This window comes from Erythrobacter colymbi (assembly GCF_002155685.1).
Taxonomy (GTDB): Bacteria; Pseudomonadota; Alphaproteobacteria; order Sphingomonadales; family Sphingomonadaceae; genus Erythrobacter; species Erythrobacter colymbi.
On record NZ_MUYK01000005.1, the window covers coordinates 12,288 to 34,341 of the forward strand.

Below are 22,054 nucleotides of genomic sequence, written 5' to 3' on the forward strand. Positions count from 1 at the left end.
CACACAATCTGCTTCAGAAAATCTCAACCTGCCACAGACACATCGCAGTCTGTGATTGTTCAGGCGCAAGGCCTATAAGCGGCTGGTCACGAGAGGAACCTGCGCCATGCGTCTGCCCCGCCCCCTGCTTGCCCCCGCGATTGCCGCTGCCACCCTCGGCCTGTCGGCCTGCGCCACCACGCCCTATACCGGCCCGGTCGAGGTCACCCGCTTCGTCGCCCCCGCGCCGGCGGGTCTGGGACAAGGCACCATCGCCATCACCTTCCCCGACGCGGTGAGCAACGAGAACGCCCGCCGCGCCTTTGCCGCCGCCGTCAGCGCCGAACTCACGCGGCTCGGCTATACCGTCGTCCCCGAGGGCACGAGCGCCGACCAGACCGCCACCATCCGCACCACCCGCGGACCGATCGCGCAGGCTCCGGTGCAGAACCGCGGACCGGTGAGCGTCGGGGTCGGCGGGTCGACCGGCAGCTTCGGCTCGGGCCTCGGCATGGGGGTCGGCATCAACCTTGGCGGCGGGCGCGAGAGCCCGCAGGCCAACACCACGCTCGAGGTGCGCATCACCCGCCCGGGCAACGAGACCCTGTGGGAAGGCCGCGCCCAGATCGCGACCGGGGTGAAATCGCCCTACTCGCAGGTCGAAACCAGCGCACGGACGCTTGCGGCCGGGTTGTTCAAGGACTTCCCCGGTGGCAATGGCGAGACCGTGACGATCAGCGTCAAGAAGCTTCAAGGAACCAAATGACCGCCCTTTCCATCGATGCCGGGTTCGACAGCGGCAATATCGACGTGCTGGGGATCGAAGGCGCGACCGCGCGCCTCGCGATCCGCCGCGACAATGCCTCGGACTTCTTCCAGTGGTTCCACTTCCGCGTGGCCGCGCCGGCGGGCGAGGAGGTCGTGCTCAAGCTGACCGGCCTCGAGGGGAGCGCCTATCCGGGCGGCTGGCCGGGCTATGACGCCTGCGTTTCCGAAGACCGCGCCTATTGGGCGCGGGCAGCATCGAGCTATGACAAAAACGAGCAGGGCGGCACGCTGACGGTGCGCTACCTGCCCGCAGGCGGGGTGTTCTGGGTCGCCTATTTCGCGCCCTATTCGATGGAGCGACACCACGATCTGATCGCCGAGGCCGCCTCGTCCGAGGGCGTCGATTACGTCCGGCTCGGCACCACTCTCGATGGCCAGCCGATCGACTGCCTCGAAATGGGCGAAGGGCAAACGCAGGTGTGGCTTTACGCCCGCCAGCACCCGGGCGAGACGCAGGCGGAGTGGTGGATGGAGGGCGCGCTCGAGTGCCTGACCGATCCCGCAGATCCGGTGGCGCGCGCGCTGCGGGCGAAATGCCGCCTCCACATCGTCCCCAATTGTAACCCCGATGGTTCGCGGAGGGGGCACCTGCGAACCAATGCGGTTGGCACCAACCTCAACCGCGAATGGGCCGATCCCACCCCCGAACGCTCGCCCGAAGTGCTCGCGATCCGCAACCGGATGGACGCAACCGGCGTCGACTTCGCGATGGATGTCCACGCCGACGAGGCGATCCCGGCGGTGTTCCTCGCGGGGTTCGAGGGCATCCCCTCGTGGAAGGAGGAGCAGGGCGAAGGCTTCTACCGCTACCAGCGCATCCTCGACCGCCGCACGCCCGATTTCCAGACGAAGCTCGGATACCCCAAGGCACCCGCGGGCCGCGCGAACCTCACCATGAGCACCAACCAGCTCGCCGAACGCTTCGGCGCGGTGTCGATGACGCTGGAGATGCCCTACAAGGACCTCGCCGACTTCCCCGAGCCCGAACAGGGCTGGTCGCCGGAACGCTGCAAGCTGCTCGGCCGCGAGTGTCTGGCGGCGCTGGTGGAGTGGCTTGAGGGGCGCGAGGGCTAAAGCCACACTGTCGCTAAGTTGCCACACTCCGCCAGAATGATCCTGCGCGGCGCAAGAATGTAATGCCTTCGCAATGTGAGATAAGATAACAGCCCCGTCATTCCAACAGATTACGGGGATTTCACATGAAGCGGATTTCGATTGCCCTCGCGCTCGGCGCGGCGCTCGTTGCAGTTCCTGCCGCCGCGCAGGAAGAGACCGCCGATCACGGCGGCTTCAAGGTCGGCGCGGTCGCCGGCTATGACGTCATCAACCTCGAAGTGGGCGGCGTCAGCGGCAATGATTCGGGCGTCGTCTACGGTGTCACCGCCGGTTACGACATCCAGTCGGGCAAGGGCATCATCGGTGCCGAAGTCGAAGTGACCGACACCTCGATCAGCGACGGCGTCGGCAATGCCGGCCTCGACATCTACGGCGGCCTGCGTCTCGGCTACGAGATGGACGCCAACGACCTGATCTACCTCAAGGCCGGCTACAGCAACGTCGACGTCGACCTGGGGGACAACCTTGAAGGCGTGCGCGTCGGCGCGGGCTTCGAGCACGAGTTCGACGGCTTCTTCGGCCGCCTCGAGTACCGCTACTCGACCTACAACGTCAGCGAAGTGCTGGGCTTCGAAGCCAACGACAACCGTCACCAGGTGGTGGTTTCGGTCGGCGCGAAGTTCTGATCCTGCGCGGACAGTGACACGAAAGGCGGGTCGGAAGCAGCGCTTCCGGCCCGTTTTTCATATGTGCGGCTGGATCAGGCGAGATGCCCCGGCCCGAAGGCATGGGGCAGAAGGGCGGAAAGCGTCACGCGGCGCACGTCGTCCTTGCTGACGCACAGCACCAGCGGATCGCTTGCGCCAAGGGCCGCGACTTCGTTGAGCACCTGGCGGCAGCGCCCGCACGGCGTGATCGGTTCGGCATCGGCCTTGAGACCGACCACGGCCACCGCCGCAAGACCTCCGCGCCGCCCCTCGCCGAGCGCCTTGGCGATCGCGACGGTCTCGGCGCACAGGGCAAGGCCATAGCTCGCGTTCTCGACATTGCAGCCGGTGATCACCGCGCCATCATCGAACAGGAGCGCGGCGCCGACGGGGTAGTCCGAATAGGGCGCATAGGCGTTCTGCGCCGCGGCATGGGCGGCGGCGATGAGGGCCTGTTCCTGTTCCTGCGTAAGGCTCATTTCTGCACCACCACCCATTCGACCGGCTCCTCGCTCGCCTCGGTGACGCGCGCGCTGTTGGCGCTCCATAGCAGCCACGGGCGACCCGCATAGTCCGGCCGCGCACGGTCGCGGGCGAGCCACAGGTCGCGGGCGAGCGCGGTGGCGGTCTTGTGGCGGTCCTGGAACGCGGGCGAGAGCCGCAGGATCGCGGGCTTTCCGGCGTGAAGCTCGATCTGGTTGATCAGCGTCATCAGCTCGCTCTCGACGGCGGCATCGCTGACCTTGGGATCGCAGGCGTCAGCCAGCCGCTGGAGCCCGATGGCCGGTGGCAGCAGTTCGGGATCGCGCGGCACCATCTGGGCGAACATCCCGCTCTGCGCGTCGGCGCCGAGGCAGGGATCGAAATCGAGCAGTACCCCCACCCGCAAACCGGCCTTGCGGGCCTGCGCGAAGCGGTCCGCGAAACCGCCGGGGCCTTCCGCATCGCTTCCTGCCTCGAGCGGGAGATAGACGAAGCGCGCGCCGATCGCCTTCAGCGTCTCGAACCGCACCGGCGCGCCGCCCTCGGGCACCAGCGCGCCCTGTTCGGGATAGAGCGCAGGGTCGGGCCGCCAGCTGCGCATGTCCCACCACAGCCACGCGGCAAAGGCGAGGCCGAACAGCACCGCCAGCGCCGCGAGCCGCCACAACCAGCGGCGCAGGCCGCGCCGTGCGGCCTTCTTGCCCCCACGCGCCATCGCTCAGCCCTTGATGTGCAGCACGCAGATCAGCGTGAACAGGCGGCGGGCGGTGGCGAAATCGGTCTCGACCTTGCCTTCGAGCCGTTCGAGCAGCAGCTCGGCGGCGTTGTTGTGGATGCCGCGGCGGGCCATGTCGATCGTCTCGATCTCGGCCGGGGTCGCCTTGCGGATCGCCTGGTAATAGCTGTCGCAGATCGCGAAATATTCGCGGATCGGGCGGCGGAAGCGGGCCATGCCGATCAGCAGCGTCTCGAGCAGCTGTTCGCCGGTGTCGCTGATGTCCATCACCAGCCGCCCGTCGGTGACGGAAAGGTGCAGGCGATAGGGCCCGGTCGCCCCGCGCTCGGCCGAGCGGAGGGGCTTGAAGGTGTTTTCCTCGATCAGGTCGTAGATCGCGACCCGCCGCTCCTGCTCGACGTCGGCATTGCGCCACAGGATCGTCGCTTCATCCAATGTGATGTGGGCAATGCGCTGCGCCCCCGCGGCGCCGGGCGCGGGCGAGAGGGGCAGGGAATCGGACGGCGGCTCAGCCATGACGACACGCCTTCGCAGATGGAGGGCACGCACTTCAAGCACTTCAACGCGCTCTCCCCACTATCCACAGCGTGCAAAATAAATATTGGCCCGCATCGCCCTTGCGCGGAAGGGGGGCAAGCGCGCATCAGGCGGCGCATGGCCGAACCTGAAAAAGTCACCCCGATCAAGCCGCAGACCGGCGAAAGCGAGCTGCCGGTGCGCAAGCTGCCCGCGAATCTCGAGGCCGAGGCCGCGTTCCTCGGCGCGGTGCTGATCGACAACCGGGTGATCGAGGAATTGCAGGTGCCGATCCGGCCCGACCATTTCTTCGAGCCGCTCCACGCCCGCATCTATGACCGTGTGCTGACCCTGATCGAGCGCAACGCCACCGCCTCGCCGGTCACGCTGCGCCCGTTCTTCGAGGCCGACGAGGCGCTCAAGGAACTGGGCGGCACATCCTATCTCGCGCAGCTCACCGCGAGCGGCGCGGGCCTGCTTGTGCCGCGCGAGCTCGCCCAGCAGATCTATGACCTCGCCCTGCTGCGCGAGCTGGTGAGCGTCGGGCGGGGCCTCGTCGAAGGCGCGCTCGACACCTCCGAAGACACCTCGCCGATGGACCGCATCGCGCAGGCCGAGGCGGACCTGTTCAAGGTCGCCGAAGGCGCGAGCACCGGGCGCGAGGCGGCGACCTTCCGTGAAGCGGCGATGACCGCGATCAAGATGGCCGAAGCCGCGATGAATTCGGGCGGGGGCCTGTCGGGCAAGACCACCGGGCTTGCCACGATCGACCAGAAGACCAGCGGTCTCCACAATTCCGACCTCGTGATCCTCGCCGGGCGCCCGGGCATGGGCAAGACCTCTCTCGCCACCAACATCGCCTTCAACTGCGCCGAGGCCCACCTCAACTGGCAGCGCGAGGGCGGCGAGTTCAACTACGGCGCGCCGGTCGCCTTCTTCAGCCTCGAAATGAGCAGCGACCAGCTGGCGACGCGTATCCTCGCCGAGCAGGCCGAGATTTCCTCCGAAGCGTTGCGCAGCGGTAAGCTGACCCGCGAGGATTTCCAGAAGCTGTCCTATGCCAGCCAGCGCCTTGCCGAACTGCCGCTCTATATCGACGACACCCCTGCCCTCACCATCGCCGCCCTGCGCACCCGCGCGCGGCGGATGAAGCGGCGGCACGATATCGGCCTCATCATCGTCGACTACCTGCAACTGCTGCAAGGCTCGGGCCGCGCCAACGACAACCGCGTCAACGAAATCTCCGAGATCAGCCGCGGCCTCAAGACGCTGGCGAAGGAATTGCAGGTCCCGGTGATCGCGCTGTCGCAGCTCAGCCGTGCGGTCGAAAGCCGCGAGGACAAGCGCCCGCAGCTGTCCGACCTCAGAGAATCCGGCTCGATCGAGCAGGACGCGGACATGGTGTGGTTCATCTTCCGCGGCGATTACTACCACCTGCTGGTCAAGCCCGACACGCCCGACGCCTCCTCTCCGCCCGACGTGCAGGAGAAGTATCGCCTGTGGGAGGAGAAATTCGAAGGGCTGGTGGGCCGCGCGACGCTGATCGTCGCCAAGCAGCGCCACGGCTCGACCGGCAACGTCCCGCTCCACTTCCAGAGCGACATCACCAAGTTCACCTCGCCCAACTTCAAGGACTATTCGGACTACGGGTACGAATAGAGGGCGAGGGCGGCTTTCGTGGTGCCGCCGGATGGGCGCGGATGACCGGAAGTGGGTGGAGAGGGGAAGGGCGGCTTCTACGCAATTTCCGGCGCAATCGGCCATTCGCCAGACCGATTTTATCGCAAAGACAACACGCCGTCGTTCCCGCTATTTACGCCACGGCCATGCGGACGAGGAAAATGCTGGGGCAAAAAGGGTTTCCGTACTGCAGGAGGCGCTGCAGTAATGCATTTGAAATGACGGTTTGGTTCTGCAGCAACTCGACCCTGGCAAAATGCAGGTCCGCGATAACATCCGCATCAATGTAGCCGAAAGTCGCATCCACGTCTGAAGCTTTCCGACTTATAAAGCTCCCGGTCCAATCGGGGCAGGTATAGACGCGCCGACCGTTATCGAAGTCTACAAAGGTCAATCCGTTCTTCTCAATGTCAAGAAACGGTCGCTCATCGTGACGCCCAAAAAAGTCGATCTTGCTCCATTCCATGGTGTAAAAGCGCTCGACGCGCCCATCATCCCACTGCATATCACGCGGCAGGAAGATGTGCTTGTAAGGGTCCAGTTCTTCGATGATGTCGCGCACATAGGCCCGCGTAAACCCGCCCGGGATCCAGTCGAACGACAGCGGAACGCTTTGGCGAATGTAACCTTTGAGCGGCCGCTGCCACTTGGGCAGCAAACGCCCCGCCGGATCGACGAGTTCAGCGGGACGGCGCTCTCCTGTGAACGGACGCCCGGCAAGCAACTCCTTAATTCTCGGATCGGTCTCGTCGAAGGCAAGCTTGTCGGTAGAACTAAAGCCCTTTGACGTGACAGTGCGATAATAGATCGGTCCGTCGTAGCCAGCCGGGATCTCGCCCAGGATCGGAACCGGCTTGGTGTTCGAGCTGAGGTTCATCGGTTTACGCCTTGTCCACGGCAATGCAGGAATATCACGCCGCCTATTTGCCGGTAAACGGTTAAGCCTCAGCAAATGGCTGATTTTGGGCCTTTGAAAAGCGTCACGAGACGACCGAATAGGGGTCGCTTCCAGAAGGTCCGCTTTCATCCGCCAGCCAGCGATCACCGACATTTCCTACATCCCCGCCAGCCGCTATGATCTGCCCGGCTCTTTCCCATCGCTGCGTCCGGCCTGCGAGGCCGTTGGATCGGCGAGGCGTGATTTCGCGCCAGCCACATTGTCCGTCCGCTTAGCGCGGGACGGTCTATATAATTGAATTAGTGCTGAAATATCTCTTCCCGCAAAGCGGACACGGTGTCCGCTTTGTCCGCTATGCCACCGCGCTCGCCTGGCGCAATCAGGCTGTAATGCGCTCGGGGCGGCGCTCAGGCTCGGTGCGTGTTTCCGCCTTGGCCTGATACAGCGCGCGGTCGGCGAAGTCGAACAGGGCATCGGCATCCGCGCCGTCAGCCGGCCAGTGGGCGACGCCGACGCTGGCGCCGACGCTCACCGGAATGCCTTCGATCATGTGCGGCTTCACGAGCGCGATCAGCAAATGATCGGCGACCGGTGCGCCGTGAAGCGGGGAATCCGGCGGGATCAGCACGGCGAATTCGTCGCCCCCCTGACGCGCCACCAGCCCGCCATCGCCGATGCATTCGCGCAGCCGGTCGGCGACGCCGCTCAGCAGCTTGTCGCCGAAGGCATGGCCATAGCGGTCGTTGACGGGCTTGAACCCGTCGAGATCGAGCAGCGCGAGCTTGAAGCCCGGCGCATCATCGCCCTTGCGCAGCAGCGCCTCGATCCGCTCGTCGAGCGCGCGGCGGTTGGCGAGGCCGGTCAGCGGATCGGTATGCGCAAGGTCGCGGGTCTGGTGCTGGAGCTGCAGCAGATCGACCAGCATCGCATGGCCCTGCAGGATGAAGCGCACAAGGATCAGCGTCGCCAGCACGAGGCTGGTCGCCGCGGCAATCTCGGTAGGGCGACCCGAAAGGAGCATCAGCGTCGAGATCGGCACGACCCCGATGACGAGGTTGAGGATCGCGGCAAAGCGGATCGCGGAGAGGCAGTAGGCGGTCGCCAGCGCGCCCATCGCGATGATCATGGCGAAGGCGGCATGAGCCTCGGGGGGCGAGGCGAACCAGTTGATCACCGCCCAGCTGCTGCACATCACGCCGACCCAGCCCGAGACGCTGGCGGTCTTCTTCACCATCAGCTGCGCGCGGCGCAGGCTGAGATGGCGGCGGCGGCTGATGCCGTTTTCGATCAGACCGAGCACGCACAGCACCGCGAGCAGCGCGGGCATGCCGAATCTGATCCCCCAGTGGAGATCGGCCGCCCCCGCCCAGGCCGCAGTCGGCGTGGTGGCGAGCAGCATGATGTACATCACGTTGGTCTGGGTCTCGACACGGCGTGCGCGGAGCAGCGTGAATTCGTCCCGGATCGCTTCCGGGATGGGCGGCATGAACCGCTGGCGAAGATGCGAGATGGTCCCCCTCATGGGGAACATGCCTAAGGGGCGATCCGTAAAAGCCCCGTTAACGATACAACTAACAGGTTAGATTGCGGTTGGTTTACCTCAGACCGTGCCCGTCTTGCTGATCCGGTAATCGGCAAGGCTCATCCAGTAGGCCAGCCGCCAGCGCATCCGGTTGAGGAAGGTGCTGTGCCGCGCATACCAGGCAGGGGTGATCGGCTCGCTCGATCCTTCGAGGTGGTCGATCAGCTTGCGCAGCTCGGCGGCGAGGCCCTCGTCCTCCACCCGCACCATCAGCTCAACATTGATGCGGAACGACCGCTTGTCGAGGTTGGCGCTGCCGACATAGCTTTTGTCGTCCACCACCATCAGCTTCATGTGGAGCTTGCAGACGCCGAATTCGAACAGCCTCACCCGCGCGCGCAGGAGCTTGCCGTACATCAGCCGCGCCATGTCGATCGCGGCGGTGATGTCGGACTTGCCGGCCATGATCATGCGCGCATCGCCGCGCCGGCCGACCCGCGCGATCAGGCGGCGGAAGCTGCGCGGGGGCGAGAAATAGGCCGACACCGTATCGAGCCGCTTTGCGGTGACGAGATCCTGCCGGAACACCCAGGCCCAGTGCCCGCGCCGTACCAGGGGGCCGCCGACGAGCAGCCGCACCGGGCCATCGCCGCCCTCCCAGTCCTGCACGATATCGCGCAGACGCCGCAGCTGGCTGGTGCGCCCCTCGGCCGCGTTCGCCACCCAGCTGCGCAGCAGGCCAAACCAGCGGACGAACTGGCCCACCACCTCGCCCTCGATCGTGACCGAGAGATCGCACCAGCCGTTGTCGGCGGGGATCGCGAAATAATGGTCCGAGACATTCGCCCCGCCCGTCATCACGCGGGTCTCGTCGGCGATGGTGAACTTCTGGTGGTTGCGCACGAGGTAGCGCTTGCCCCACTTCGGGGAGAACACCGCGAAGGTGCCCCCGGCCTCGGTCAGGGGTTCGAAGAAGGCCTCGCCCGCATCATTGCCGAAAGCATCGACGATCAGCTCGACCGTGACCCCTCGCCGCGCGGCGGCGACCAGCGCGTCGCGCACCATCGTGCCCGAGGTGTCGCTGTCGAACAAGTAGTAGAACACCTTGAGGCTGGTCTGCGCGCTGTCGATCAGTTCGATGAGCGCTTTCCGCCTGTCCTCGCCGTGCGGGTAGAAGACGAAGCGGTGACCCGCCGCCTCGACGGTGAAGGGATCGAGATCGCAATAGTCGACCGCAGCGCCCTCGGGCGTCTGCTCGGTCAGCGATTCGGCGGGGGCGGTGGCCATGGGTGCGCTTGTAGCCTGAAGAAACGACCGGGCGACAGCCCCGCGCGACGAATAGGGCACGGCTTGCGGGGGCGGACGCGGCGGAGGACAAGCGCGATCCCCGTCTTGACCTCAATCCTTACCCCGCAGATAGACAATCGCCAATGCTGTCGCAGAAGACCCGCTACGCCATCAGGGCCATGCAGCACCTCGCCGACCACTTCGGCGAAGGGCCGGTCCAGCTTGCCGCGATCGCCGAGCAGCAGAAGATCCCCGACAAGTTCCTGACCGTGATCCTGTCCGAGTTGACGCGCGCAGGGCTGGTCGAATCGCGGCGCGGGCGCGAGGGCGGGTACTGGCTGGCGATCCCGCCGATCGACATCACCTATGGCGATCTCATCCGCCACATGCGCGGCAGTCTCGCGCTGGTGCCCTGCGCCAGCCGCTACGCGCACGAGAAGTGCAAGAACTGCCTCGAGGAAGGCGAATGCCGCACGCGGGCGCTGATGCTCGACGTGCGCGACCGGACGGCGCAGATCCTCGACGGGATCCGCCTGTCCGACCCGATCACCCCCGTCCCCGCCTTCGCCGAGGACACGGCCTGATCGCAGCCTGACGCCGAATTTCGCACCGGCGCGCAAAGCCCACCTTTCGTCCGATGACAGAAAATCTGTGCGGCCCACCCCATTGTCAAGCAATTCGCTAGAGTTTACTTCCTTGCGCAGCGGGTAGACCCCGCGCAACGAAAGGCCCATCCATGGACCGCAACGAGAAAGGCTCTGACCAGAGCGGCATTCTGCCGGAAGCTCTGGCGCTGGTGAGCGAGGCGCTTGGCCGTCTGCGCTACGGCGCGATCCAGCTTACCGTGCATGACGGAAAGGTCATGCAGATCGACGTTACCGAGAGGAAGCGGCTGACCGACTGACCGTCGGCCGCGGCCCTCTCACACCACGAAACAACAGGGACTCGCAGACCGGACACCCGGATGCACGCCCGCTTGCAAAGGCGAGACGACACCATGCATCTGATTACCCTCCGCAGCACCCTGCTGCTCGGCGCCGGGCTTGCTGCCCTTGCGGCCGTTCCTGCCGCCGCGCAGGACGCCTCCGCCGCCACCGACAATGCCGCCGCCGCCGCCGAGGAGGCGCAGCAGGACAGCGGCGAGATCTTCGTCACCGCCCGCCGCCGCCAGGAAAGCGCGCAGGACATTCCGCTCGCGGTATCGGTGCTCGATGCCAAGCAGCTCGACGAGACCGGCGCGTTCAACGTCAACCGGCTCCAGCAGCTGGCCCCGACGCTGCAATTCTACTCCTCGAACCCGCGCAACACGGCCGTGAACATCCGCGGCCTCGGCGTGCCCTTCGGTCTCACCAGCGACGGGTTCGAACAGGGCGTCGGCATCTATGTCGACGACGTCTATTACTCGCGCGTCGCCTCGGCCACCTTCGACTTCCTCGATGTGGCGCAGATCGAAGTGCTGCGCGGCCCGCAGGGCACGCTCTACGGCAAGAACACCACCGCGGGCGCGATCAACATCCAGACCAACCAGCCGACCTTCGACTTCGAGGGCCGCGCCGAGGTCAGCGTGGGCAACTACAACTTCCAGCAGGCGCGCGTCGCGGTGTCCGGCCCGCTGTCGGAGAAGGTCGCCGCGCGCATCGCCTTCTCGGGCACCAGCCGCAACGGCACGATCCGCAACGTCGTGACCGGCGAGAACATCCAGAGCCTCGACAATATCGGCCTGCGCGCCCAGCTTCTGTGGGAGCCGACCGATACCCTCAAGATCAAGCTGGTGGGCGATTACAACAAGCAGGACGCGGTGTGCTGCGGATCGGTGTTCGTGCGCACCGGCGCGACCCAGCGCCCGCTCAACCGCCAGTTCGCCGCGCTGGCCGCCGCGCAGAACTACGCGCCCCCGAGCACCAATCCCTTCGACCGGCTGACCGACCTCGATTCCAACCTCAACGCGGGCAATGTCATCGCCGGCGTCGCGCTCAAGATCACCTGGGACGTGGGGCCGGGGACCTTCACCTCGGTCAGCGCCTGGCGCTACTGGGACTGGAAGCCCGAGAACGACCGCGACTTCACCGGCCTGTCGATCGTGGCTCGATCGCAGAACCCGTCGCAGCAGGACCAGTACACGCAGGAATTCCGCTACGCCTACTCGGGTGACAGCGTCGACTTCGTGCTGGGCGCCTTCGCCTTCAACCAGCGGATCGACACGCAGGGTCTGGAACAGCACGGCATCAATTCGAGCCGCTGGACGATCGCCCCCAGCAACGCGCTGTCGAACGATCCGAGCGTGCTCAACGGCCTCACCGCGCGCAACACCCAGTTCCTAAAGAGCACCAGTGCGGCGCTGTTCGGGCAGCTCTCGTGGAAGGTGACCGATGCTTTCACGATCCAGCCGGGCGTGCGCCTCAACTATGACAAGAAGTCGGGCTTCTACCAGCGCCGGGTGTTCACCGGCACCGGCGTGGAGCTGACCGGCACCGAGACCGACGCCCGCAGCCGTGCGCAGCTGGCGGTCTTCACGCCCCAGACCAGCGCCCCATCGGACACCGACTGGAACCTCACCTACGATCTCACCGCCAGCTACGAGCTTGCGCCCGACGTGCTCGCCTACGGCACCTATGCGCGCAGCTTCAAGACCATCGGGATCAACCAGAACGGCCTTCCGACCGACGCCAACGGCGTGCCGATCGCCGCGGCAGGCACGATCCGGCCCGAGAAGGTCGACCACTTCGAGGTGGGCCTCAAGAGCCAGTTCTGGGATCGCAAGGCGACCCTCAACCTCGCCGCCTACCGCACCGACATCCGCGACTATCAGGCGACGGTGAACAACGGCCAGTTCGGCGTGCTGCGCGGCTTCCTCGCCAATGCCGGCAAGGTCCGCTCGCAGGGGATCGAGGCGGACTTCAACATCCGCCCGAGCGAGCGCTTCACCGCCTATGCCAGCGGCGCCTACACCGATGCGAAGTACGTCCGCTTCGTCGACGCGCCCTGCCCGCCCGAGCTTTCGGGAGGCACAACCGCCACCGCCGGCCAGACCCCGTCGGCACCCGGCACGCCGGGCGGCATCAGCCCGGCCAACTGCGACATCTCCGGCCAGCGCCTGCCGGGCGTGTCCAAGTGGTCATTCTCGTTCGGGGCCGAGGGCAACGTGCCCGCCAGGTTCCTCGGCAAGGAGGGCGAGGTCTATCTCGGCTATGACGGCAGCTACCGGTCGAACTTCTCGTCCAACCCCTCGCCTTCGGCCTATACCTTCATCGATGGCTACAGCCTGTCCAATTTCCGCCTTGGTTTCCGGACAGAGAGCGGGCTCAACATCTTCGGCTGGGTGAGGAACGCGTTTGACGAAAACTATTTCGAGCAGCTCTTCGTCGGCCCGGGCAACACCGGTCTGATCGCGGGCTTGCCCGGCGACCCGCGCACCTGGGGCGGGACGGTCGCGATTACATTCTGACAGACCTACCCTTTCAACCCTCGCAGAGAGGACATGCCTCATGCCGGATCTTGCCCAGCTTCTTGTCGACATCCTGCCGTTCATCCTGATCGGGTTCACCGCGCAGATGATCGACGGGGCGCTGGGCATGGCCTTCGGCGTCACCACCCAGACCCTGCTGGTGAGCGCGATGGGCGTGCCCCCGGCGAGCGCCTCGGCCAGCGTCCATCTGGTCGAGCTGTTCACCACCGGGGCCTCTGGCCTCAGCCATGCGTGGCAGAGGAATGTCGACTGGGGGCTGTTCCGACGGCTGGTGCCTTTCGGGGTGCTGGGCGGGATCACGGGGGCCTATATCCTCTCGAACATCGATGCGAGCGCCGCGCGGCCATTCGTGATGCTCTATCTTACCGGCATCGGCTTTTACCTGCTGTGGCGCGCGATCCGGCTGTCGCAGCCCAAATTCGCCGACCCCAAGTTCACCAGCCCGCTGGCGCTGGCGGGCGGCTTTCTCGATGCCGCGGGCGGCGGCGGGTGGGGGCCGGTGGTGACGAGCAACCTGCTGATCCAGGGCGGCGATCCCCGCAAGGTGATCGGCACCGTCAACACCGCCGAATTCCTGCTGACCCTGTCGATCTCGGTCACCTTCCTGCTGACCCTCGGCCCGGCTGCCTTCACACTGATCACCGGCGGGCTGATCATCGGCGGCGTCGTGGCCGCGCCCTTCGGCGCGATCCTCGCCAGCCGCGTCAATCCGCGCACGCTTTTGTTCGCGGTCTCGCTGGTCTTGATCGTCACCAGCGCCTACAGCATCTGGAAAGCGTGGCCCATCATCTAGGGGGCCTGCGGAGCCCCCGATGGATACCGAACTTCTGCTCATTTGCGCGCTGACGGGCGTGATCAACCTCATCGGTGCGCTCGCCTATGCGGCGCGCATCGCGGGGGTGCGCACCGGGCGCATCGCGCTCTCCTTTGCCCTGTTCAACGTGCTGCTGCTGGTGAGCCGCACCTCGAACGGCTTTCTCGGCCCCTTCCTCGCCAAGCGGATCGAGACCGCACTCGCCACCGGCGATGGCTCCACCCTGATCTTCGACCTCAGGCTGGTGCTATTCGCCGCCGCCGCCTCGGTCGCGCTCGGCATCGTGCTGGTGCCGACCGGCCAGCGGGTGTTTGCCGCGGCGATCACCTTCTTCCAGCACAACCGCTCGACCACCAAGCTGATCCTGCGCTCCATGACGCCTTCGGGCCTTGCCACCTTGCGGGATTCGGTCGCGATGCCCTCGGGCGAGACGCTGAAGTCGCTCAGGGGCGAGCGAGGGGTGAGCTGGAGCGTGCTGATCGCCAATGCGCTGGCACAGGCGCTGCTGGCGGTGGGCGTGATCGCCTCGCTCTATGCCGGCTACCTCGTCCCCGAATTCCGCGTCACCGCCTCGCAGATGACCGCGATCGTCAACGGCTTTGCCACGATCCTGCTCTTCGCGCTGATCGACCCGCAGATCTCGGCGCTGACCGACGATGTGGTCGATGGCTCGGTGAGCGAGGCGACCTTCCGCCGGGCGATGATCTGGGTCTCGCTGAGCCGGCTAGCAGGCACCCTCATCGCGCAGGTAATGCTGGTGCCCGCGGCTGTGGTGATCGCCTGGGCGGCAGGCTGGCTCTAGACGAGGCTCAGCGCCAGCCCCCCCGCAGCACACACGGCGAGCAGCCGCAGCACCGACCACTTGGCCCCGAAAGCGAGCGCGAAGGCGAGCGCCGCGAGCAGCCCCGCGCGCCAGTCGAAGCTGGCAAGCTCGGGCCACGAGAGCCGCAGCGGCCCCGCCTCCACCTCGCCGACACGGGCGAACAGCACATGGAGCGCGAACCACGCGGTGAGGTTGGCGATCACGCCCACCACCGCCGCCGTCACCGCCGCAAGCCCGCCCTTCAGCCACACGGCCTGCCCCAGCCGGTCGATCCACGGCGCAAGCGCGAAGATCCACAGGAAGCACGGCGCGAAGGTCACCCACGTCGTCAGCCCCGCGCCGAGCAGCCCCGCCACCAGCGGCGAGAACGGCTCGGGCGCGCGGTAGGCGGCGAGGTAGCCGACGAACTGCGTCACCAGGATCAGCGGCCCCGGCGTGGTCTCGGCCAGCCCCAGCCCGTCGGCCATCTCGCCCGCCTGCAGCCAGCCGAAGCCCTGCACCGCCTCCTGCGCCATATAGGCAAGGACGGCATAGGCCCCGCCGAAGGTCACGATCGCGAGCTGCGAGAAGAACGCGCCGATCTGCCACAGCACGTGCCCCTGCCCCAGCGTCACCGCGATCAGCACCATCGGCGCGGCCCAGATCGCGCCCCACACCAGCACCGAAGTAACGGTGGTGCGCCAAGGATTGGGGGGCAGCGTCCCGCCGCCCTTCGCGGGCTTCAGCGCGAGCAGGTCAGGCCGCGTGCGCGCAATCAGCATGCCCGCCACGCCCGATCCCAGCACGATCAGCGGAAAGGGCAGATCGAACAGAAACAGCCCGGCAAAGGCCGCCGCCGCCAGCCCCTTCTTCACCCCGGTGTCGAGCGCCCGCCCCGCGATCCGCAGCAAGGCCTGCACCACCACCGCCAGCACCGCCGCCTTCACGCCGAGGAACAGCGCCGCCACCCAGCCAAGGTTCGCCGCCAGCGCATAGAGCACCGACAGCGCGAGGATGATGCAGGCACCCGGAATGACGAACAGCAGCCCCGCCGCCAGCCCCCCGCGCCAGCCGTGCATCCGCCAGCCGATCCACGTCGCCAGCTGCTGCGCCTCGGGCCCCGGGAGCAGGTGGCAAAAATTGAGCGCGTGGAGATAGTCCTCCTCCGCCACCCAGCGGCGTTCCTCCACCAGCTCGCGGTGCATCAGGGCGATCTGCCCGGCGGGTCCGCCAAAGCTCAGGAACCCGATCCGCGTGAAGGCGGCGACCAGCTCTGCAAAAGAGGGAGTGGGCGCCACCGCGCCTGCGGGAGAATGTGCAATCGAAACGTCCGGCCCTGCCATGCCTACCTCGAAAATGGCCCCGCCGCGCGAGGTGCGCCCGGCAGGGGAATGACGAGGCAACGCTTGGGCCTGTCTCGGCCTGGACGGGAGGTTGCTCTACCCCGTTCGCTCCGGATTATCGGCCCCCGCGCCGCCGCGCAAGGGGGCACGGCCGGGCAGCCTCGCCGATGTTTAAGGCCCCCTGCCAATCATACCTAGTCCCGCCCGCCGGGCCTCTTAACCCTATGCGCCAATAACCGGCGGCACCCCCATCCACAGGCCCGACCGGGAGATCGCATGACCGACAGCGCGCACACCCTCACCACGATCCGCTCCATCCTCGACGAGGCGCTCGCCTTGCAGAAGGCCGGCAACCTCGCCGAGGCGGAACCGCGCTACCGCATGGTCATCGAGGCGGGCTACCGCGTCGCCGAAATCCTCCCCATCCTCGCCGGCATCGTGGGCGCGCGCGGGGGCACCGAAGAGGCGCTTGAGCTGTGGGACGCGGTGCTCGCGCTCGATCCCGGCCACGCCGTCGCCCATCACGAGAAGGGCCTGATATACAGCCGCACCGGACGCATCGAGCAGGCCATCGCCGCCCTGCGCGCGAGCTTCGCCGCCGATCCCGAAAACCCCGTCACCGCCAACAACCTTGCCGTGATGCTCGCCGATGCGGGGCACAAGAGCGAGGCGCTGGAACAGTTCACCGCCGCGCTCGCGCTGCAACCGGGCAACCTCCATATCGAGCACCAGATCCGCCGCCTCTCGGCTGAGCTGGTGCCCTTCTGGCACATCCCGATGCTCAACGATGCGCGCCGTAACGGCGCCTTCGAAGCCGCGATCATCGCCGCCATCGCCGCTGCCGGCCCGGGCGCGCGGGTGCTCGACATCGGCACCGGCAGCGGGCTCCTGTCGATGATGGCCGCGCGCGCCGGAGCCGAGGCGATCACCGCCTGCGAGGTCGTGCCCGTCATCGCCGACACCGCCCGCGCGATCATCGCCGACAACGGCTATGCCGATCGCATCGCGGTCCACACCGCGCTCTCCAGCGCGCTCGAAGTCGGCCGCGAGCTGGACGAGCGGGCCGACATCCTCGTCTCCGAAATCCTCTCGAGCGACCTTCTGACCGAACGCGTGATCGACACCTTCGAGGACGCCCACGCGCGGCTCTTGAAGCCCGATGCGATCATCATCCCGCGCGCGGCCAGCGCGATAGGCTGCCTCGTCGAAAGCCAGGTGCTCGCCGACTATGTCTTCGTCGATCAGGTCTCGGGCTTCGACGTCTCGCGCTTCGGCGCGCTCGCGGCGCAGAAGCTCCCGATCCACGGCACCATGACCGACTGGAAGCGCCTGTCCGCCGATGTCGAGCTGCTGCGGATCGACCTCACCCGCAAGCAGCACGCGAGCGAGCTCCAGATGCTGTCGATCCCGGTGGTCGAGGACGGCATGGCGTCGGGCATCGTGCAATGGATGCAGGTCGACCTCGCCGAGGGCATCAGCTTCGACAACCACCCCGACGGCTATAGCGACGGCGGCTGGCTGCAAGTCCTCCACCCCTTCCCCGCCCCCGTCGCAGTGCGCGCGGGCGACATGCTGAACGTGGCGGTCGGGCACGACCGGGTAACCCTGATCGTGCGCCCGCTGGAAGTGGAAGCGGCCCAGGCGGAGTTGCAGGCGGCGTGAGGAGGGGGCGGAACGATCTTCCGCTAACGAGAGACTCAATGCATCGCAGAAGAGATCGGAAATTGCCAATAAGGGCAAACCCATTTCCCTCGAAGCATCTCAGTCAACGGCGACATACTGTCAGCGCTTAGCGTTTGAGCCACTGCTTGCGTCAGCCGATTCATCATTGGCAATCGAAAACGCGACGTTTTGCAAAACGCATTATATGGAGTCTTAGCCTGATTTGTAGACCGGACTTTTGTCCTTGAGGTCATTGTTGAAATCACCTAAATTCTTGCCCGATCGTACAACGAATGGAGCGATCTTTCTGGGAGATCTTGGGGGAGGACACTGGAGATGTTTCTGCACAAAATTCTAAAATTGCTTACAATTTCTTTGGCGACCATTGCCGCGGCTGCAGCCACTCCTTCGGCCGCGCAGCAAGTTGTTGGACAGTGTAACGATCTTTCGCGTGGCCAATCATTCGTATTCTACTCCAACTACTATGCGCATCAAATAGGAAATCCTGGTAACGGTGGATTTACGAGACGCGACCCCTCATTTATGACTTTTCTTCAGCTTCCAGCTGTTAATCCCATGATTAATGCATACTTTATTGGCTGGGACGGAAGTCTGATCGAAATCACAAGAGGGCTTGGTTGGCAGGTAATAGGAGGATGTCAATTTAATTCAAATTTTGTGCAACAGAACCCGTTTTCAACTGTCTACTCTCCTCCAGCTCTGGCATCCAACATAATTGTTCAAACGCCTGTAGGTGAGCGCCCTCTACCGCAAGCCTTCGCAACGCAGTTTAATGAACGTCCATACGGCGTGCCCATGATCACTACAGAGCAGCGTGCTATCCAGTGCTACCAGAGTTCTGCTGGTAACCGGCGGGCTTTTGGCGATTGCATGGTCAAAGCGATGGCAGGAACGAGAGAGCGTGCTGTCTACGAATGTGCGCAACAAGGCGCCGACGAGCAGGCTTTAGCGTTCTGTATGGTTGGCGCGCTAGGTGGCTCCAAAGAGCGGCAGATCGCCCAAACTCTCTCGGCCTGTCAGCAGCAGTTCGGGAATGACTACAGCCAGTACCCTCTATGCTTGGCCAGTGCCAACGTTGATCAAGACACCGGCCGGCTTTTGCAGTGCGTTCAACAACAAAGCAGCCGTGGAGATGTGTCGGTTCTGGGTACTGCAATGTGCTACGGCGCAGGAAGGCTCGACATGAACACCGAGACGCAAATCGCCGTGCAGTGCGCTGTTACGACAGGGGGAGAGCCTATGGCATTTGCCGGCTGCGCGGGAGGCCAGTTGACCGCAATGGAGCTTAACAAGTGCTTCACTCAAGGTGTCGGCGGCTCGGGGTGCTTTGGTCCGAACAACACGATCGTTCAGGCGTTCCAGTCTGCAGGCACCGCCCTTGGACAACAGTTCGGACCAAACAATGATCTCGTCCGCAACTGGAACAATGCTGTAAATGATTTGCGATATGGCCCTGGACCGAACAATGACGTCGTTAAGGTCTTTCGCAACGTCGGCAACGAAATGCGAAATGCGCCTCAAAACGTAGCAGACGCCGTAAGCAGGGTCGTACCAAAGATTCGGATCAAGTGGTGAATCATTCACTTTGCTGCAATTGATGAGGACTTCGGAAAGTGAGGTTTTGTAGGGTCCGGGTGCTAGGCTACAGTTATTGCCTGAAACTTTCGCGAGCCCTCAGCACCCCACCCCCTTTTCCTTGACTTCGCGAGGGTCCCGCCCTAGCTGGCGCGCTTCCCTACTTTTTGCGATTCTTGCATAAGGCCCGCTCATGGCACGCGTTACCGTTGAAGATTGCGTCGACAAGGTTCCCAACCGGTTCGACCTCGTGTTGCTCGCCGCGCAGCGTGCGCGCGAGATTTCGGGTGGGAGCGAGCTGACCATCGATCGCGATCGCGACAAGAACCCGGTCGTGGCGCTGCGCGAGATCGCCGAACAGACCATCACGCCTGCCGGCCTGCATGAATCGCTGGTGACCGGTCTTCAGAAGATCCTTCCGGACGACGAGGACGAGGCCGACGAAATCGGCTCGCTCAGCCAGTCGGCCGAAGCGCTGCGGATCACCGCCTCGGCACCGGCGCGCACGTCGTCGCTGGGCGGCGATTACGACGGCTGATTTCGCCGTTCGCGGGGCGGTTGTTGTTCCGTTTCAATAGGTTGCCTTATTTTCAGCGGCGTCTCGAGGGGGTCCAGACCCCCTCTTGACCCCTGTCAGACCCCCTCCAGCCCCGTCTTGACCCCCGTTTGACCGTTGTTTGACAGCGGTCTGCGGACGATTGCGGTTGCGCCTGCGCCGATTATGCCGTTCATCGGAAGGCAGCGGAGGGCATCACGGCGCATGGCATCGATCGCGGTCTACAGCGTCAAGGGCGGGGTCGGGAAGACGACCCTCGCGGTCAACCTCGCGTGGATTTCGGCCACGATCTCGCGCCGCAAGACGCTGCTGTGGGACCTCGACGCATCGAACGGATCGGGCTTCCTGCTGGGGGTGGATGCGCGCAAAAAACGCAGTGCGGACAGTGTGTTCCTGCGCGATGGCGATCCGGAAAAGCTGATCCGGGCGACGGCCTATCCGGGGCTCGACCTGCTCCCCGCCGACGAGAGCATCCGCGCGCTCGACCGCCAGCTGGGCGAGCTTGGCAAGAAGAGGCGGATTGCCCGGATCGCCGAGGGGCTGGGCAAGCGCTACGAGCGTATCATCTTCGATTGCCCCCCGGTGCTCGGCGAGCTCAGCGCCCAGGTGATGCGCGCCGCCGATCTGGTGATCGTGCCCCTCCCGCCCTCGCCCCTGTCGGCCCGCGCCTTCGAGGTGGTGGTCGAGGAGGTGCGCGGGCACGGCAAGGGACATCCGCCGATTTTGCCTGTTTTATCAATGCTCGACCTGCGTCGCTCGCTCCACAAGGCCGCGCGCGAAGCGAACCCGGCGTGGCCCGTGATCCCGCTGGCGAGTGCGGTGGAGCTGTGCGCGGTCGAGCAGCGCCCGCTCGGCGCCTTCGCCCCGCGCTCCCCGGCGGCACGGGCGATGGCGGGGTTGTGGACCGCGATCGAGAAGAAGCTCGCGAGCCGCAAAGGGGACAAATAGCCGCTTTCGCACCTGCAGCGATTGTGCCTATAGCCGAAGGATAAGAGGGGCGTGAGCTATGGGCGATCTGGGCGACGGCATCGGGACGGTGATCGAGGGCGGGCTGCTCGGCCGCGCGGTCGAGCCGAACGCTGCCGGCGCGCATGGCCATGATGCTGCCGGGCCGGTGGTCTGCGCCAACTGCCAGACTGTTTTTTCAGGCAATTTCTGCCCCGCCTGCGGCCAGAAGGCGCATATCCACCGCAGCCTCGCCGCGATCGGCCACGACATCATGCACGGGGTGCTGCACCTCGACGGGAAGCTCTGGAACACGCTACCGCTGCTGGTGTTCAAGCCTGGCGATCTCACCCGCCGTTTCATCGCGGGCGAGCGGGCGAAGTTCGTCAGCCCGATGTCGATGTTCCTGTTCACCGTCTTCGCAATGTTCGCGGTGTTCCAGATGGTCGGCATCGGCGCGCCGACCGAAATGGCCGACGATCTCTTCGGATCGGACACGGACAAGCCGTTCCAGTCCGAGGTCCGCAACGAGATCAACGCGCTCGAGAAGGAGCGCGCCGATCTGCCCGCCAACAGCCCGCGGCGGCAGGAGATCGACAACACGCTGACCGGCCTCAACCTCGTGCTGTCCAAAGCCGCCAATCAGGATGCTCAGACCGAAAGGTCGGTCACCTTCAACACCGGGAGCTCGTGGCTCGACGAGCATCTGCTTGAAAAGTGGAAGAAGAACCCCGGGCTGATGCTCTACAAGCTGCAGTCGAACGGGTACAAGTTCAGCTGGTTGCTGATCCCGCTCTCGGTGCCGTTCTTGTGGCTGATGTTCGCGTGGCGAAGGCAGTTCAAGGCCTACGACCACGCGGTCTTCGTGACCTATTCGCTCAGCTTCATGTCGCTGCTGTTCATCGTCATGTCGATCCTCAGCACGGTCCCCAATGGCGGCCCGTGGGCGGCGGTGCTGTTCGCGATCGGCGCGCCGCTGCATCTCTACAAGCAGCTGCGCTATGCTTACAGCCTGGGGCGCTTCTCGGCCTTCTGGCGGTTCTGCGTGCTGCTGTTCTGCGTGCAGATCGTGCTGACGCTGTTCCTGCTGATCCTCGGCGTGCTCGGCGCATTCTGATCACGCCGCAACCTGTCCCGCACAGGGAACGTCTCGCCGGTCCGCTTGTTCCTTAACCAAG

Annotated in this window: 21 protein-coding genes; 14 read left to right on the forward strand and 7 right to left on the reverse strand. The window is 65.3% G+C overall.

The window, feature by feature from the left end; all coding sequences use genetic code 11:
* The first annotated feature begins 106 nt into the window (after positions 1-106).
* The 3 genes from BZF57_RS11885 to BZF57_RS11895 all read left to right on the forward strand — a co-directional run bounded on the left by BZF57_RS11885 (position 107) and on the right by BZF57_RS11895 (position 2,549).
* The gene (locus BZF57_RS11885) at positions 107-745 is read left to right on the forward strand and encodes a hypothetical protein (RefSeq protein ID WP_086738110.1); all 639 of its coding nucleotides are present in this window, start codon (positions 107-109) and stop codon (positions 743-745) included.
* Positions 742-1,881 (forward strand): M14 family metallopeptidase, encoded by a 1,140-nt coding sequence (locus BZF57_RS11890; RefSeq protein ID WP_086738112.1) that lies wholly within the window; start codon positions 742-744, stop codon positions 1,879-1,881. The genes BZF57_RS11885 and BZF57_RS11890 overlap by 4 nt, the downstream gene beginning before the upstream one ends.
* Before the next feature lie 125 nt (positions 1,882-2,006).
* Positions 2,007-2,549 (forward strand): outer membrane protein, encoded by a 543-nt coding sequence (locus BZF57_RS11895; RefSeq protein ID WP_086738114.1) that lies wholly within the window; start codon positions 2,007-2,009, stop codon positions 2,547-2,549.
* A gap of 74 nt (positions 2,550-2,623) precedes the next feature.
* Here BZF57_RS11895 and BZF57_RS11900 read toward each other — a convergent pair whose 3' ends face one another.
* From BZF57_RS11900 to BZF57_RS11910, 3 genes are read right to left on the reverse strand one after another with little or no spacing between them, the layout of a single operon-like run.
* Positions 2,624-3,049, reverse strand: coding sequence for a cytidine deaminase (locus BZF57_RS11900; RefSeq protein ID WP_086738116.1), 426 nt, complete (start codon positions 3,047-3,049; stop codon positions 2,624-2,626).
* Positions 3,046-3,768, reverse strand: a complete 723-nt coding sequence (locus BZF57_RS11905; protein ID WP_086738118.1) for a glycoside hydrolase family 25 protein — start codon at positions 3,766-3,768, stop codon at positions 3,046-3,048. The genes BZF57_RS11900 and BZF57_RS11905 overlap by 4 nt, the downstream gene beginning before the upstream one ends.
* Positions 3,769-3,771: 3 nt before the next feature.
* Positions 3,772-4,305, reverse strand: coding sequence for a UPF0262 family protein (locus BZF57_RS11910; RefSeq protein ID WP_240505959.1), 534 nt, complete (start codon positions 4,303-4,305; stop codon positions 3,772-3,774).
* Between the two features lie 138 nt (positions 4,306-4,443).
* Between BZF57_RS11910 and BZF57_RS11915 the strand changes: the two genes are divergently transcribed.
* Positions 4,444-5,964, forward strand: coding sequence for a replicative DNA helicase (locus BZF57_RS11915; protein ID WP_206073248.1), 1,521 nt, complete (start codon positions 4,444-4,446; stop codon positions 5,962-5,964).
* Positions 5,965-6,118: 154 nt separating this feature from the next.
* Here the strand turns inward: BZF57_RS11915 and BZF57_RS11920 are convergent, their stop codons facing one another.
* The 3 genes from BZF57_RS11920 to BZF57_RS11930 all read right to left on the reverse strand — a co-directional run bounded on the left by BZF57_RS11920 (position 6,119) and on the right by BZF57_RS11930 (position 9,692).
* A complete protein-coding gene (locus tag BZF57_RS11920; RefSeq protein ID WP_143738485.1) occupies positions 6,119-7,036 on the reverse strand; it encodes a hypothetical protein in 918 nt (305 codons plus the stop codon).
* Between the two features lie 226 nt (positions 7,037-7,262).
* Complete coding sequence (locus BZF57_RS11925; RefSeq protein WP_240505960.1) at positions 7,263-8,369, reverse strand: GGDEF domain-containing protein; 1,107 nt, start codon at positions 8,367-8,369, stop codon at positions 7,263-7,265.
* Positions 8,370-8,483: 114 nt separating this feature from the next.
* Complete coding sequence (locus BZF57_RS11930) at positions 8,484-9,692, reverse strand: phospholipase D-like domain-containing protein (RefSeq protein WP_086738122.1); 1,209 nt, start codon at positions 9,690-9,692, stop codon at positions 8,484-8,486.
* Between the two features lie 143 nt (positions 9,693-9,835).
* Between BZF57_RS11930 and BZF57_RS11935 the strand changes: the two genes are divergently transcribed.
* From BZF57_RS11935 to BZF57_RS11955, 5 genes are all read left to right on the forward strand, one after another.
* On the forward strand, positions 9,836-10,276 hold the full coding sequence (locus BZF57_RS11935; protein WP_086738124.1) for an RrF2 family transcriptional regulator: 441 nt from the start codon (positions 9,836-9,838) through the stop codon (positions 10,274-10,276).
* 152 nt (positions 10,277-10,428) lie between these two features.
* Positions 10,429-10,596, forward strand: a complete 168-nt coding sequence (locus BZF57_RS11940) for a YezD family protein (protein WP_086738127.1) — start codon at positions 10,429-10,431, stop codon at positions 10,594-10,596.
* A gap of 93 nt (positions 10,597-10,689) precedes the next feature.
* Positions 10,690-13,137, forward strand: a complete 2,448-nt coding sequence (locus tag BZF57_RS11945) for a TonB-dependent receptor (RefSeq protein ID WP_086738129.1) — start codon at positions 10,690-10,692, stop codon at positions 13,135-13,137.
* Between the two features lie 40 nt (positions 13,138-13,177).
* Positions 13,178-13,951, forward strand: coding sequence for a sulfite exporter TauE/SafE family protein (locus BZF57_RS11950; RefSeq protein ID WP_086738131.1), 774 nt, complete (start codon positions 13,178-13,180; stop codon positions 13,949-13,951).
* A 19-nt stretch (positions 13,952-13,970) separates the two neighbouring features.
* On the forward strand, positions 13,971-14,774 hold the full coding sequence (locus BZF57_RS11955) for a lipid II flippase Amj family protein (RefSeq protein ID WP_086738133.1): 804 nt from the start codon (positions 13,971-13,973) through the stop codon (positions 14,772-14,774).
* Here BZF57_RS11955 and chrA read toward each other — a convergent pair.
* On the reverse strand, positions 14,771-16,117 hold the full coding sequence (gene chrA, locus BZF57_RS11960) for a chromate efflux transporter (RefSeq protein ID WP_086738135.1): 1,347 nt from the start codon (positions 16,115-16,117) through the stop codon (positions 14,771-14,773). The genes BZF57_RS11955 and chrA overlap by 4 nt on opposite strands.
* A 276-nt stretch (positions 16,118-16,393) precedes the next feature.
* Between chrA and BZF57_RS11965 the strand changes: the two genes are divergently transcribed.
* The 5 genes from BZF57_RS11965 (at position 16,394) to BZF57_RS11985 (ending at position 21,993) form a co-directional block, all read left to right on the forward strand.
* Positions 16,394-17,779 (forward strand): protein arginine N-methyltransferase, encoded by a 1,386-nt coding sequence (locus BZF57_RS11965; RefSeq protein WP_086738138.1) that lies wholly within the window; start codon positions 16,394-16,396, stop codon positions 17,777-17,779.
* A gap of 336 nt (positions 17,780-18,115) precedes the next feature.
* Positions 18,116-19,375: a hypothetical protein gene (locus tag BZF57_RS20800; RefSeq protein ID WP_143738486.1), complete on the forward strand. Its 1,260-nt coding sequence runs from the start codon at positions 18,116-18,118 to the stop codon at positions 19,373-19,375.
* A gap of 193 nt (positions 19,376-19,568) precedes the next feature.
* Entirely contained in the window at positions 19,569-19,913 is a 345-nt protein-coding gene (gene rpoZ, locus BZF57_RS11975) for a DNA-directed RNA polymerase subunit omega (RefSeq protein WP_086738144.1), read from the forward strand.
* A gap of 222 nt (positions 19,914-20,135) precedes the next feature.
* Positions 20,136-20,879, forward strand: coding sequence for a ParA family protein (locus BZF57_RS11980; RefSeq protein ID WP_086738146.1), 744 nt, complete (start codon positions 20,136-20,138; stop codon positions 20,877-20,879).
* Positions 20,880-20,937: 58 nt separating this feature from the next.
* The gene (locus tag BZF57_RS11985; RefSeq protein WP_086738148.1) at positions 20,938-21,993 is read left to right on the forward strand and encodes a DUF3667 domain-containing protein; all 1,056 of its coding nucleotides are present in this window, start codon (positions 20,938-20,940) and stop codon (positions 21,991-21,993) included.
* Positions 21,994-22,054 lie beyond the last annotated feature (61 nt).